This window comes from Salinigranum salinum (genome assembly GCF_009176545.1).
In the GTDB taxonomy this organism is placed as follows: Archaea; Halobacteriota; Halobacteria; order Halobacteriales; family Haloferacaceae; genus Salinigranum; species Salinigranum salinum.
Map to the genome: position 1 here is coordinate 971,312 of NZ_VTOJ01000001.1, position 14,293 is coordinate 985,604.

Below are 14,293 nucleotides of genomic sequence, written 5' to 3' on the forward strand. Positions count from 1 at the left end.
TACCTGAACGAACAGTTAGATTACTACAGCAGACGTAAATGTATTTTATTCACAATATTATCCCGTCCAACGGTCGACTCAAGTGCTAGCTGAGAGAATCTCGATCGCATCGTTGATCAACGTACATTGTAGTAGAACCGTATCTCAGATCGAAACGAACCGGCTATCCAACCTCTGTACTCACGATCGACGATCGTGCGGCAGCTGACTCGTCGTCTGCGGCCCGTGGTTGTCCCCCGCTGTCGCCGTCACTCGGTCAGTCGGGAACGCCGCCACGACTCCAGGTCGGACACCTGATTGAACGTGTAGAGGTGGACGCCCCGTAGGTCGTACGTCGGGTCGCTGGCGTACGGTGCCAGTCCGTCCAGCAGCTCGTCCGGTGCGTACTTTCCACGCGAACTCACGAGCTGCCGGACGAACCCGAGGACGCCTGTCGTCTTCTTGAGAAACTTCACGGAGTCGCCCACGCCCACTTTCCGTGAGATCTGCAAGAGACGCTGGTACTTCATCACGCCCGGAACCCCCACTTCGACGGGGAGGTCGATCCTGCGTGTCCGGATCTCGTCGATCCAGTCGACGACCGCCTGCGGGTCGTAACAGAGCTGGGTGACGATGTACGTCGCGTACGGTGCCTTCCTCGCCATCGCCTCGGCCAGCGTCCGGTCGTCGATGAAGTCGTGGCCCTCCGGATAGCCGGTGATACCGACCTCCGCGAACGAGTAGTCGAGTTCGTCGAGTGCGACTAGCAGATCGTGCGCCGACTCGTAGGGTCCCGCCGGCTCCTCGCGGTCACCGCCCGGGACGAAGATGTCGGTCACGCCCGCATCGCGCAGGCGTCGAGCGACCTCCTCGAGCCGTGCCTCGTCCTCGACGTAGCGAGCGGCGACGTGTGGGACCACCTGGTATCCCTGCGCGGACGCGCGCTCGGCCCAGTCCACCGTCGCGTCGAGGCCCAGTTGCGGTGAGGTGGTGATCGCTACCTCCGCCCCGTCGGGGAGTTCTCGGAGTTGCTCGCCGAAGCTGTCGAACGGCATCAGTTCGTACCGGGGGCTCGTGAGCAACTGCGATGCGCCGTCTGTGGTCGCTGTCGATCGGAAGTCGAGTGACATGGTTCTGCGTGGGGCTGGTGGAACGCGGAGCGTTCTCTCTGCGGGCCGTCGCCGTACCAGCCGGTGACTGGGGAGGACACTTCAATCGTTCGCTCCGAGACACCGCTCCGACCGCTCCGACCGCTCCGAGTCGACTCCGCAGTCGCACCCGTGCGCCGAGTCCTGCGCGAGAGCGAGTGCGGGAACTGCCGATGGTCCGTGCGGAGAGACGGCAGACGGTAGCCTGAAGTAACCTCACCGAGAGCTACGGTACATGCGACGAGTCGTCGTCGACCAGGATATCACACCGACCGAATCTGTGCGTGAGGGGTTCCCGGCCGACTGGGACGTGTCCATCGGCATCGAAGGAACGATCGAGGGAGCGACCGACGCGCTGGCGGGGGCGGACGTGGCCCTCGTCACCTCGCGTGTCCCCCTCCCGGGTGACGTCCTCGAGCGAGCGGGCGACGTGGCGGTCATCGCCAAGCTCGGGACTGGGGTCGACAACATCGACCTGACGGCGGCGGCCGACCACGGCATCCCGGTGACGCACACGCCGGGGTACAACGCCCTCTCGGTGGCCGAACACGCGCTCTGTCTCGTTCTCTCGACTGCTCGTCGGCTCACCGAGGCGCGGTCCATCATGGAGGGCGGCGGGTGGCGCGACGAGTTCACGCTCGCGACCCGCCTCTCGGGGAAGACGGTCGGGATCGTCGGGTTCGGCGACATCGGCCGCCGGTTCGGATCGCTCCTCGGTGGTTTCGACGTCGACATTCAGATCACCGACCCGTACGTCCCGGAGCTCGACGCCGAACTCGTCCGTGGGTCGATGACGTCACTGCCCGAGTTGCTGGAGACCAGCGACGTGGTCGTCCTCACGACCGAGCTGACGCCGGAGACGACTGGTCTCATCGGCGGACCGGAGCTCGACCGTATGCGATCGTCGGCCGTTCTCGTCAACACTGCACGCGGGCCGGTGATCGACGAGGAGGCCTTGATCAGGGCCCTCGAGACGGGACAGATCGCGGGGGCCGGTCTCGACGTGTTCGAGAACGAACCGCTCGGGATCGACAGCCGACTGCTGGACCTCGACACCGTCGTCGCCACCCCGCACACCGGCGCACTGACCCGCGAGAGCCGGCTCGAGAGCATCGACCGCCTCACCAGCAACGTCGTTCGGCTCCTCGACGGGGCGGCGGTCTCGGAGCGATACATGGCGCGTCCCGAGTAGATGTCGACGTCGATCGAATCCGGCCCCTGACGAGAAATCTTTATTATCACTCGCTCTCGACGCGTCAAGCGTGATTGGAAAGATCGACCACATCGAGATAGAGGTGAGTGACGCGGACGAGATGGCGGAGTTCATGGAGAAGCTCGGCTACGAGCAGCTCCGTGAGACCGAGCACCACGGCACCTCTTACGAGTACGTCCCCGCGGACGGCGAGGGACCGCTGTTCGAGATCCACACCGTCTCCGGTGAAGAGGTCCCGGGCATCAACCACATCGCGTTCGGTGTCGACGACATCGAGGCCATCACCGACCAGCTCGAAGCCGAAGACGTCGACTCCATCGTCGGCCCGTACGACGTGGACAAGACGGGGCGCACGATCACGAACTTCCGCGACCCCGACGGCAACCGCTTCCAGGTCGTCTCCGACGACGAGGACGCTGCCGGCGACGACGCGTAACCTCGCGACCACGACGCCCGATTTTTTTGCCCCGATCTCCCCGTCAGCGGCGGCGCTGGTGACGACTGGTGCGACCACAATACGTAAGACGGTGGGCGAGACAGGTGAGGACGAGATGCAGCAGTCAAACAGCTTCCGGCACACGATAGCGGAGGGTGGCGTCGTCTACGGCGCGCGCTCGTCGACGTTCTCCCCGACGGTCATCGAGGTCTTCGGCTCGCTCGGCATCGACTTCGTCTGGCTCGACTTCGAACACATGGGGCCCAGCCCGTACGACAGCACGGTCTTCGAGGAACTCACCCGGGCGGCAGAGGCCGGGGGGACCGAACTGTTCGTGCGTCTCCCCTCGGGTGACCCGCCGCTCGTCAGGAAGGTCCTGGACGCGGGGGTTCGCAACCTCCTGATCCCGCGCGTCGACTCGGCCGCCGAGGTCAGAGCGGCCGTCGAGGCGACACGGTTCGTCTACGACGGACGCCCCGGTCAGCGTGGGAAGGCGAGTGGTCGCTCGAGCAACTGGGGGGCCGCCTCCGACTACGTCGAAACCGAGGACGAGGAGGTGTGTCTCGGCGTGATGATCGAGAAGACGACCGCCGTCGACGAGCTCGACGAGATCCTGTCGGTCCCGGAGCTGGGGTTCGTCTTCATCGGCCCCTCCGATCTCTCGGTGCAGATGGGGCACCCGACGAACAAACAGCATCCGGAGGTCACCGCGCAGATCGAGGCGATCAGAGAGCGCGCCCTGGCGGCAGACGTCCCCCTGGGCGGCATCGCGAACGATCCGGACGCCATCGCGGAGGCCGAGGAACAGGGCTATCAGATCATCAGGATGGGTGGCGACCTCGGGGCGATCGAGGAGACGCTCGGCGAGCGCCTGGCCGCGATTCGGTGATCGCCGGAGCGGTCGGTCTCGTTCGCGGTCAGTTTTATTACGCGTGCCGAGAGCATGTGTCTGTATGGAGCCAGCAGTTGCACGACTCGGACACGTCGCGCTCGAGACGCCCGACCTCGCGGAGTCGCTGTCGTTCTTCCACGACGCGGTCGGCCTCGAAGAGGTCGAACGGGTCGACGGGACGGTCTACCTCCGGGCGGTCGACGAGTGGGATCACCACTCGCTCAGTCTCACAGAGGCGGAGACGGCCGGCATCGACCACATCGGGTGGCAGACGGCCGAACCAGACCATCTCGAACCGTTCGCCGACCGCTTCGAGACGCAGGGAATCGACGTCGAGTGGGTCGACGCCGACACCGAACCGGGGCAGGGAGAGGCGATCCGGTTCGAGGTACCCAACGGCCACCGCTTCGAGCTGTACGGCGAGATGGCGAAGCCCGACCCGCCCGAAGAACGGAACTCGAAGCTCAAGAACCGTGTCTACGACACGACGGGGAACAACCCCATCGCGCCACAGCGCATCGACCACGTCCAGATCTGGGATCCGAACGGGAAGGAGTGTGCGGACTGGATCCGCGAGAACCTCGGCTTTCAGGCGCAGGAGTACTACGACAACGCCGACGGGTCGCGCTGGGGGACGTTCCTGAGCGCCTGTGAGGTAAAGATCGATCTGGCCGTCGTCCAGTCGACGAGCGAAGACGACGACCCCGCAGTCCATCACGTCGCCTACACGGTGGACTCGCCGAACGACCTGTTCGACGCGCACGACGCGATGAACGAACGTGGCCTACCGACCGACGGCATCGGCCAGCACTCCATCTCACGCGGGCAGTTCCTCTACGCCCGGGATCCGGTGAGCACCCATCGCATCGAGTTCAACACCGGGAGTTACCTCACGCTCGACCCGCACTGGGTGCCGGTCGCGTGGGAAGAGGGTGACCTCGAGGACCGGCAGTGGATCGGCGCGATCCAGTCCCGCGAGCGGAACACGTACTGAATCCGGCCGACGCCTCGTTACCGGCGTTCCCCGTCCTCGACGTTCCTCGTCCCCGTTTCCGACGTTCAGTTCCCCGTTCGCGCGCGCTGACGCGACCTGTCCCCTGCGACGTCGATCACTGGCGAGACCGTGCTCACCGTGTGGTCCGGCTGTCGGAGAACGGTGGGGTGTCCGTGTCGACGGGGTGTTCACCACCCGGCCTCGCCGCGGAACCTGGGCGGGTGTCCGACAGGGTTCGGGTCCGCAGTGGGACTGAACGGTCACGCGTCCCGACTCTCCCTCTACTCGGAGTCGTCGGTCGTCAGCGTGCGTCGTCGAGGTAGGGGCTGGGGGCGACCGTCGCCTCGATGTACGTCTGTTCGTGTGGTTCGACCAGCGGGTTCTTGGTCTCGCCGTCGCCCCACAGCAGCGTGACCTCGGTGCCGGGGTCGCTGTGCTCGACGTCGATGGAGCAGATCGAGATCACCTCGCGGTCACTGTAGGAGTAACAGAAGCTCTTCGAGTGACCCACGACCTCGCCGTCGACGAGCACCTCGTCGTGGTGGCCGCCCCAGCGGTCGCGGGGGAGGTCGAACGTCTTCTTGGGCGTCCCCTCGTCCAGCAGCGAGGCGAAGAGGCCGGTGACGTCGTCGTCCTCCCACACGAGGGTGACACGGGTTCGACGAGGGCTCTCGACCTCGGCTTCGAGCGCCTCGCGCCCGACGAAGTCGTGGTCGAAGGCGATCATGTGGTCGTAGCCGATGTCGACCGGGCTCACGTAGTAGTCGGTGATGTCGTCCGACGAGAAACTGCCGGCCACCGAGTACTTCGCCTCGTAGGAGTCGGCGCCGAGCCACTCGCGGTACTCGCGCATCTCCTCGCCGGTGTAGATGGCGGGCACGTGGGTCGTGACCCAGCCGAGTTTGACACTCAGTGGTTCGTACGCGCGCGTCCCGAGTCGGCGGATGTCGTACTCCTGGCCGACCTCGAGGATGGCGTCTTTGATCTCCTCGCCGTACTCGTAGGGTCCCTGCAGTTCGAAGCCGACCTCGCCGGCCATGCCGTGACGGAGTGCGCGGATCTCGTGTCCCTCGATGGTCACGGTCCCGAAGTTGAAGAACGGGACGTCCGGCAGCGGACCCTCGGTGACCTCTTGCATGACGTCCAGCGCGTTCGGACCCTGGACCTGGTAGGTGAAGAAGTGGGGGTCGTCGGGGTTCACCGAGGACTTAGGGTAGATGGTCTCCGTCGCGTCGTAGTCGCCGGTGTCGATGTGGTAGGCGACCCAGTTCGCGGCCGGGTCCTTCCCGCTCATCACGAACGTCTCCTCGCCGATGCGCTGGAGCACGCCGTCGCCGATGAACTTCCCGTCGGGGTTGCACATGATGGCCTGCTTGGCCTTCCCGATCTCGAACCCCTCGAAGCTGTTCGTACACAGGTGCTCCAGGAGCGCCATCGCGTCGGGCCCCTCGATGACCTGATCCATCTGGTGGTGTGAGAGGTCCGCGAGCACGCAGCTCTCCCTGACGGCGCGGAGTTCGTCCATCCAGTTGGTGTACTCGCGTGCGACCTCGCGCGGCCAGACCCACCGACCACCGGCCTCCTGAAGCATCTCTACCGGACTGTCGGCTTCGTTGAGCGCTGCCTGTAAGCTCTGCTGTTGCGCTTGCGTCGACATGGATCTTGAAATTCACCGACTTCAGATAAACCTTTGGCCACGCCGGCGTTCAACTATCCCGAATGGGGGATAGTGCGTCGTCACGGTCGTCCCCCACGGCCTCGTCCGGCGACGCTCCCCCGATCATCCACGGTGGTGAACGCTGGAACACTTCGTTGGGTGGACGGGCAGTCGTCGACCCCGACCAAACTGTTCAAATATGTTGCACAGTAACTGTACCGAAAGACCGTAATGTATTTGCGACGGGTGGTGCCAAGACATTACAAACATACAGTTGTAATAATTGTTCGTCGACGGGGGTCAGGCGAGCGGGATCACTACCTCGTCGCCCCCCTGCATTTACACGTGTACAGCTGTAAGTAACGGCCGTCTCGGAGGAGAGAACACCGACGACAAGAAGGGTCGTGGCCGGATTAGATACCGCTCTGCGAGTAGGTGAGCCGGAGTTCGAGTTCGTTCGCCGCACCGGTGACGAGCTCCGGGATGGTCTGTTCGTAGCGTTCGCCGACGAACCTGTTCGCCGGCCCGGCGAGGTTGATGGCCCCTTCGACCCGGTCGTCCGGGGTGATCGGAGCCGCGACGGCGCGCATCCCCTCGACGGACTCCTCGTCGGAGTACGCGTACCCCCGCTCGCGGATCCGTGCCAGTTCCTCGAGCAGTTCGGACCGGTCCGCGATGGTCTTCGATGTCCTCTTCTCGAGCCCGGCCGCGATCACCTCTTGGACGCGTTCCTCAGGGAGGTGAGCGAGGATCGCTTTTCCGCTCGCCGTACAGTGGAGTTCCGTCCGGTCGCCGATCGAGAGATCCTGTCGAATGGACCGCTCGCCCTCGACGCCGTAGATGTACACCGCATCGCCGTCCTCCTCGACGAAACAGCCGGCCAGTTCGCCGGTCGACTCCGCGAGTTCTTCGAGTTTCGTACGCACCTCCGGGTAGACGGGCACGTTGTGCAGGGCGAAGACGCCGTACTCGAGGAACCGCAGCCCGATGACGTACTGGCCGTCGTCCTTGTTGACGAAGTTGTGTTCGTAGAGGGTGTTGAGATACACCTGGGCGGTGCTCTTCGGGATGTCCAGGTCGTTCGCGAGCTCCGTGACTGTCTTGCCACCCTCCGTCTTCAAGTGTTCAGCTATCTTGAACACCTTACCGGCCGATTTGAGCACGTTGCGTGGCTTTGACATACATATGCCTTAGAATCGGTGGCGTAACAAAGTTTCGCTGTCGAATCCAGATCAAACCTGTATACAATATGGTTGAACAGATCTTGTGAACGTCTCCCACTGGCACCGGCCGGGCTTGACTCACGCCCACGTGTTCGTGTACCGGTGTGAGCGGCGCTAGTCGGTGTTTCCGACGCAACGGCATGTCGAGCTGGAGTGAGTGATCCCAGGGGGTGTCTCGGGAAGCGGCCGAAACACTTTAGTGATACGAGTCAACACGAAAAGGCAGACATGAGTGCCGGTGACAGTCAAGCGACCAGGCGAAAGATACTCAAAACGTTCGGCGCCGGTGTCGGCCTCGCCGGACTCGCGGGATGTACAGGTGGCGGTGGCGGCGGTGGCAGCGGTGATGGCGGGAGCACGTCGTCGAGCAGCGGCGGGTCGTCCGGTGGCAGCGACTCGTCGAGCGAGGGTTCCAGCGGCGGGAGCGACGTCGCGCTACGCGTCGCCGGTGGTGGCGGGAGCTGGGGCGAGAACCGTCGCAAAGCGTTCACCGAGCCGTTCGCGAACGGCGAGATCGCGTGGGACTCGAAACACAAAGTCGAGTACACCTCCGCCGCCTCGAACCAGTACATGGCCGAACTGCAGCGGGATCCGGAACAGCCGGCGTACGACGCCATCGAACTCGACGGGCAACGAGCCGCGATCCTCGGCGAAATCGGTGCCGTCAGGAAACAGACCGACATCGAAGGCTTCGACGACATCGCCGACGCGTACAAGAACGAGTACATGGGCGGGACGGTCGCGTTCCCCCGTGGTATCGCGGCGCGGAACGACATGACGGACAAGACTTTCGAGACGTGGGACGATCTCATCGACCCCGACCTCAAGGGGAAGGTCGGCTTCGAACCGTGGGCCAACGCGGGGTCGAAGTACTTCTACGTCATCAACAAGAAAGAGGGCGGGACTCTCGACAACATCGAGCCGGGTCTGGAGTGGATGCGCGAGTTCGTCGAAGTGACGGACCCGATCATCTTCGACCAGATCGACCAGGCACTGAAGCTCTTCCAGAACGGTGACATGGTCGTCGCCCCGTTCCTCTCTGCCCGTACGGAGAACCTCGAACTCGACGAGGGGCTCGACATGGAGTTCACCGTGCCGGAAGCCGGTGCCCCGCTCGACTTCTGGGGATACCCGATCACGAAGCACGTCGACGACGCCCACAAGGCGGTGGCCGACGAGTACGCCCGTGGCTGCCTCCACCCGGAGGTACAGGCCACGTTCGCCGAAGTGATGGGCTACCCGCCCTGTGCACCGGGTGCCTCGGAGTACATCTCCGAAGAAGCCAAGGAGAACCACCCGATGATGAGCCCGAGCGACGAGCAGATCGAGCGCTACAACGTCGGCATCGACTGGGTGCAGGCTGCCAAACAGTCGAACGCCGACGGCGAACAGTTCCGGAAGGTCCTCGCGGGCGGGTAACACGGCCGCACCGTCAGCGTATCGCCCGGCCGAACGCGGCTCTCGATTCCGATACCGCCGCGCCCGGTGTAGCGTTTACCACACACGTGGCGCACTTTTTTGCCAGTTTCTCACGCTACGAGCACGTCTTTTGCCAGTACTCGCCACGACTGTCCTCCACAAAACATAAATACTATAACCACAATTAGCGGGTAGGACCGGAACATGGCGTCAGTCAGTATCACAAACCTTCGAAAAGCGTACGACGACGTCGTTGCCGTCGACGACGTGTCGATTGACATCGATGACGGCGAATTCGTATCGATACTAGGCCCGTCCGGTTCGGGGAAGACGACGATGTTGAAGTCCATCGCGGGCTTCGTCGACCCCGAGGGTGGGAGCATCACCGTGGCCGACGAGGAGATGATCGGTCTCCCACCGGAGGACAGGAACATGGGGCTCGTGTTTCAGCGACTGGCGCTGTTCCCGCACATGTCCGTGTTCGATAACGTGGCGTTCGGACTCCGCCACCGCGAGAACCTGAGCGAGTCGGAGATCGAGTCACGCATCGAGGAGATCCTCGACATCGTCTCGCTTCCCGGCTACGAGGACCGAAACATCCAGAATCTCAGTGGCGGTGAACAACAGCGGGTCGCACTCGCCCGCGTGCTGGTGCTCGAACCGGACCTGTTGCTCTACGACGAGCCGTTGTCGGACCTCGACCGCCAGCTCCGCGAGCAGATGCGTCGCGAGATCAGGGACCTGCACGACCGACTGGGCATCACGTCTATCTACGTCACCCACAATCAGCGAGAAGCGCTCACGTTGTCGGACCGCGTGCTCGTTCTCCACGAGGGTGAGATGGTCCGGTGTGCCCCGCCGTCGGAGATCTACAGCGATCCGCAATCGTCGTTCTGTGCCGACTTCGTCGGTGACTCGAACTTCCTCGAAGGCACCTTCGATCGGACCAACGGCACCGTGACGTTCCGAGACGACACGGGGTCCTTCTCGCTCCCGTTCGCGGACGACCCCGGGGACGACGCTCCAGGAGTGCTCTACATCCGTCCCGAAGACATCAAACTCAACGACGACGGGGGAGAGGGCGAGGTGTTCGAGGGGACGATCAAGAGTACGGTCCACCTCGGCTCGGTCACCGAATATCAAGTCGAGGTGGCCGACACCGAGTTCCTCGCGACCGACCTGGGTGCGCCACAGTACAGCGAGGGTGAGACAGTGACGGTACGATTCGATCACTACGGGCTCGTGGAGGCCTGAGATGATCGGCGCCATAACGGAGACGACAGACGACCTCTACACCCGCCTCACCGGGCCGGGATCGGTCGGGGAGCGGCTCGACGACTACCTGCCAGCGATCCCGACGGCGGTGTACCTGCTGGTGTTCCTGATCGTACCCATCCTGTACGCGGTCTACATCAGCTTCTTTACGTTCAGCCCGACGCGGATCATCGAGTGGACGTTCACGCTCACCCACTACGAGAAACTCCTGTTCGACTCGTTCTACCGTGGGTTGCTCTGGTACACGATCAGGCTGTCGCTCATCGTCTCGGCCGTCTGCATCGTCGTCGGCTACCCGGTGGGATACTTCATCGCGCGCACGACGCCGATGCGGCGGCAACTCGCGCTGTTCGCCGTGTTCCTGCCGTTGATGGTCGGGACCGTCGTCCGTATCTACGGGTGGATCGTCCTCTTTTCGACCAACGGCATCATCAACAGCATCCTGCGGGCGGTCCTGGGGACGGAACTCCAGTTGCTGGGTAACACCCTGTCGGTGACTATCGGTCTCGTGGGTGTCTACCTGCCGCTTGTCGTCCTCCCGGTGTACTCCTCGGTGGAGGACATCCCGGACTCGCTGGTGATGGCCGCGCGCAACCTCGGGGCCAACAGGCTCGAGGCGTTTTTCAAGATAACGTTCCGCCTGAGCCTTCCGGGGCTGGTGACCGGGACGATCTTCGTCTTCGTCCTCACGATGAACTCCATCGTCACGCCCGACCTGCTGGGTGGACGCACCGACCTGACGATGGGGCTGTTGATATACGACCAGGCCATCTCCGGTGGTAACTGGCCGTTCGCCAGCGCCATCGGGACCGTGCTCACGCTGGCGACCACTGCACTGGTGTACATCTACTTCAAGGTCATCCGCGACCGTATGGGGGTGCAAGAATGGGACTGATGACGCTGTTGACCGGCCGTAACTCGCGGTCGCTCTCGCCGGCGGCAGTCGCCGCCGGTCGGGCGCTCTACTACGGACTGCTGTCGCTCGGCTTCGGCGTGCTCGTGTTGCCCATCGTCTTCGTCGTGGCGATCTCGTTTAGCCCGACCGAGTCCCAAGCGTTCCCGCCGTCGGGGATCTCCCTGCGCTGGTTCAACGAGTTCTTCGCGAGTTCGTTCTTCGAGGCGTTCTTCTTCGTGAGCCTGCCCATCGCCATCGCGGCGGGGCTGGTCGCTACGATCCTCGGCGTGACTGCGGCGTACGTCGTCGCGCGCCGCGAGATCCCCTTCGAGAACGAGGCCGTGATGTACTTCATCCTGCCGTTGATCATCCCGCCGGCGATCATCGCGCTCGCGCTGTTGATCGTCCTCGACGCCAACCCGCTGAGCTTCGTCCCACAGTATCTCAAAATCGTGGTCGGTCACGTCGTTATCACCATCCCGTACACGTTCCTCACGTCGATGACCGCCCTGCAGTCGCTGGACGACGAACTCGAACAGGCGGCACGGAACCTCGGAGCGAGCCGCTTCCAGACGTTCCGGAAGGTGACGCTGCCCCTCATCCGGAGCGGTGTCGTCTCCGGGTTCCTGCTCGCGTTCATCCTCTCGTTCACCGACTCGGTCATCTCGCTGTTCTTCTCCGGGCAGAGCTCCACCACGCTGCCGGTGGAGATCTTCACCTTCCTCCAGTACGACTCCTCGCCGCTGATCGCGGCGACCGCCACCATCCAGATCCTGCTGGTGCTGGTGCTGGTGCTCATCATCGGCCGGCTCGTCGGGTTCAAAGCGGTCGCCGCCGACGTGTAGGGACGCGGTTTCGTTTCCACCGGTCCCTCTGCCGGTCCAGCGATCTCACCCGTGTCGAGGGCGCATCGTTTCACGGTCGACCACGTGTCCGACTGAGACCTGTCGAAGTCGCGTTCGTGTCGGTGGCGGTACGCACGACGTGAACCCTGTCCAACGCCGATCCGGCGTGTGATGCGTGCGGTACGGTGACTCATACTGATGTGATCGGTGCTGGCCCCTTCGACAGCACGTCTCTTCGAGCCCACCGAGTCCGTCGGTGAACCGGAGCCGGTTTGATGACACTGTCTTCGACGCGTCCGCTCGATTCGGAGAGTGGAGGCTTCACACTGCCAAAACAACAGCGTCGTGACGTCCACCCGGATCGAGTCGGTCTCCCTCACTTTCGACTGACCGAGACACCCCCGATCCTGTTCTGGTGAGTGCGTTAAATATAAACACCGAACGTGGGATCTACCGGTATGTCAACCACGACAGTCGGAGTCGTCGGACTCGGCAGGATGGGCGGCAACATGGCCAAGTGCCTCATCGACGAGGGACTGGACGTCTACGGACACGACGTCGACCCCGCGGCACGCGAGGCCGTCAGCGAGTACGGCGGGACCGTCACGGAGAGCGCGCGGGACGTCGCCCGCGCGAGCGACGTGACGATCACGAGCCTCCCGAACTCGGACATCGTCGAGGCCGTGTACACGGGCGAGGCCGGTCTCGTCGGCGACGACGTCGAGACGGTCTTCGTGGAGATGAGTACGATCGCGCCGCCGACGACCGAGGTCCTGGCAGACGCGATCGCGGACACGCCCGCGGACCTGCTCGACGCGCCGGTCACCGGCGGCCCGGAGAACTCCCGGGACGGGACGCTCACGGGACTGGTCGGTGGTGAGCGGGCCGTCTTCGACGCCGAGGCGCCGCAGGACGTCCTCACGACCCTCTGTGCGGAGGTTCACTACGCCGGGTCGTCCGGCGCGGGTCACGCGATGAAACTCCTCAACAACACGATGTCGATGGGGAACCTCCTGCTCGCGATGGAGACGGTCGCGCTCGGCTCGCGGTACGGGATCGACGGCGAGCGCCTGTGGGAGGTCCTCGGTAACGCCAGTGCGACGTCGGTCGCTTTCGAGAGCCGGATGCCGCGCGTCCTCGAGCGGGACTTCGAGGCCGGCTTCACCGTCGATTTCGCCCGGAAGGACGTCGGTCTCGCCGTCGAGATGGCCGACGCCGAGGACTCCCCGATGATCATGGGGAACCTGGTCCACCGGATGTACACGCAGGCCAGCGACGAGGGTTTCGGCCAGGAGGACGTTGGCGCGGTCGTCAAGCTGTTCGAACAGGAACTGGCCGACCAGGTCGGCGGGGACGACTAACCGACGATGGGTCACGCACGGCAGTGACGGGGCCGGGGATGCTCGACGGACGAACTCGCATCGGTGGTGGGCCTGCAACCCGCAGGTCACGCCGACGGGTGCTTACTCCTCATCCAGCAACGTGTACAGGTCGTCGGCCTCGATGGTGTTGCGGTCTCGCGCGTGGATCGACTGCTCGGTCGACGTGAAGTTGGACTCGAAGTTGACGTAGCGGTCGAGTTTCTCGGAGGCGTCCTCGAACACCGGTGTCCCGTGATTGAGGAGCGCCACGTCGAACTCGTAGTCCAGGAGTTTCTCCAGGTTCACCTCGGCCTCGACAGCGGCCTCGGCGGGCTGGTTCGTGTGTGTCGCCTGCGGTGGGTGGAGGAGGTACCCCGGTGGGAGCCCCCGGCGGTCGGAGCCACAGACGGTGTCCGCACAGTGAGCGAAGCCGGCTTCCTCGTCGACGAGCACCGAGTTCCCCGGCGAGTGGCCAGGGACGTGAACGGTCTCGAATCGGCCGATCCGCTCGCGGTCGCCGAAGAGGTGATCCGGCTCGGTCTGAATGTCGATCCCGTAGTCGTCGATCTCGACGACGTTGTCGTCCTCGGGGACCCACGTCTCGAGGTCGTACCGCTCGACCACCTCGTCGAACGCGCCGATGTGGTCGAGGTGTCGGTGCGTGATGATCAGGCGTTCCGGTTCGACCCCGGTCCGTTCGATGCCCTCGAAGAGGTAGTCGGCGCGGTTCTGGAAGCACGTATCGACGAGCGTCGGGACGTCTCCCGGCAGGTCGAAAAAGTACGTCCGATGACGCTCCCCGCGCGTGATGTCCGGTCCCTCATCGGCCGTCTGCCACGTGATGTCGTAGACGGTGTCGGCGACGTTCAGTTCCCGAACGACGGGTGCACTCTCGGCCATACAGCCACCATTCCGGGCCGGATATAAATCACATACGGTGCAGTGGCACGGTCCAC

The 14,293-nt window shown here is 64.0% G+C and carries 13 protein-coding genes; 9 read left to right on the top strand and 4 right to left on the bottom strand.

Annotated elements, in window-relative coordinates:
* Positions 1–248 precede the first annotated feature (248 nt).
* Positions 249–1,109, bottom strand: coding sequence for a methylenetetrahydrofolate reductase (locus tag FZP69_RS04600; protein ID WP_152040171.1), 861 nt, complete (start codon positions 1,107–1,109; stop codon positions 249–251).
* 253 nt (positions 1,110–1,362) lie between these two features.
* On the opposite strand from FZP69_RS04600, the gene FZP69_RS04605 reads away from it, so the two are divergent.
* From FZP69_RS04605 to FZP69_RS04620, 4 genes are all read left to right on the top strand, one after another.
* On the top strand, positions 1,363–2,319 hold the full coding sequence (locus FZP69_RS04605) for an NAD(P)-dependent oxidoreductase (protein WP_152040172.1): 957 nt from the start codon (positions 1,363–1,365) through the stop codon (positions 2,317–2,319).
* Positions 2,320–2,389: 70 nt separating this feature from the next.
* Entirely contained in the window at positions 2,390–2,776 is a 387-nt protein-coding gene (locus FZP69_RS04610) for a VOC family protein (protein WP_152040173.1), read from the top strand.
* A 115-nt stretch (positions 2,777–2,891) separates the two neighbouring features.
* A complete protein-coding gene (locus FZP69_RS04615; protein WP_152040174.1) occupies positions 2,892–3,665 on the top strand; it encodes an HpcH/HpaI aldolase family protein in 774 nt (257 codons plus the stop codon).
* Between the two features lie 64 nt (positions 3,666–3,729).
* Positions 3,730–4,662, top strand: coding sequence for a VOC family protein (locus tag FZP69_RS04620; protein ID WP_152040175.1), 933 nt, complete (start codon positions 3,730–3,732; stop codon positions 4,660–4,662).
* A 301-nt stretch (positions 4,663–4,963) separates the two neighbouring features.
* On the opposite strand, the gene FZP69_RS04625 is transcribed toward FZP69_RS04620, so the two are convergent.
* Together FZP69_RS04625 and FZP69_RS04630 are read right to left on the bottom strand one after the other, a co-directional pair.
* Entirely contained in the window at positions 4,964–6,319 is a 1,356-nt protein-coding gene (locus FZP69_RS04625) for an aminomethyltransferase family protein (RefSeq protein ID WP_152040176.1), read from the bottom strand.
* Positions 6,320–6,732: 413 nt separating this feature from the next.
* Complete coding sequence (locus tag FZP69_RS04630; protein ID WP_152040177.1) at positions 6,733–7,500, bottom strand: IclR family transcriptional regulator; 768 nt, start codon at positions 7,498–7,500, stop codon at positions 6,733–6,735.
* 270 nt (positions 7,501–7,770) lie between these two features.
* Between FZP69_RS04630 and FZP69_RS04635 the strand changes: the two genes are divergently transcribed.
* The 5 genes from FZP69_RS04635 to FZP69_RS04655 all read left to right on the top strand — a co-directional run bounded on the left by FZP69_RS04635 (position 7,771) and on the right by FZP69_RS04655 (position 13,337).
* Entirely contained in the window at positions 7,771–8,961 is a 1,191-nt protein-coding gene (locus FZP69_RS04635; RefSeq protein WP_152040178.1) for an ABC transporter substrate-binding protein, read from the top strand.
* Between the two features lie 204 nt (positions 8,962–9,165).
* Positions 9,166–10,215, top strand: coding sequence for an ABC transporter ATP-binding protein (locus FZP69_RS04640; protein WP_152040179.1), 1,050 nt, complete (start codon positions 9,166–9,168; stop codon positions 10,213–10,215).
* Between the two features lies 1 nt (position 10,216).
* Positions 10,217–11,131: an ABC transporter permease gene (locus FZP69_RS04645; RefSeq protein WP_152040180.1), complete on the top strand. Its 915-nt coding sequence runs from the start codon at positions 10,217–10,219 to the stop codon at positions 11,129–11,131.
* The gene (locus FZP69_RS04650; protein ID WP_152040181.1) at positions 11,122–11,976 is read left to right on the top strand and encodes an ABC transporter permease; all 855 of its coding nucleotides are present in this window, start codon (positions 11,122–11,124) and stop codon (positions 11,974–11,976) included. The genes FZP69_RS04645 and FZP69_RS04650 overlap by 10 nt, the downstream gene beginning before the upstream one ends.
* A 458-nt stretch (positions 11,977–12,434) precedes the next feature.
* Positions 12,435–13,337: an NAD(P)-dependent oxidoreductase gene (locus tag FZP69_RS04655; protein WP_152040182.1), complete on the top strand. Its 903-nt coding sequence runs from the start codon at positions 12,435–12,437 to the stop codon at positions 13,335–13,337.
* Between the two features lie 102 nt (positions 13,338–13,439).
* On the opposite strand, the gene FZP69_RS04660 is transcribed toward FZP69_RS04655, so the two are convergent.
* Positions 13,440–14,237, bottom strand: a complete 798-nt coding sequence (locus FZP69_RS04660; RefSeq protein WP_152040183.1) for an MBL fold metallo-hydrolase — start codon at positions 14,235–14,237, stop codon at positions 13,440–13,442.
* Positions 14,238–14,293 lie beyond the last annotated feature (56 nt).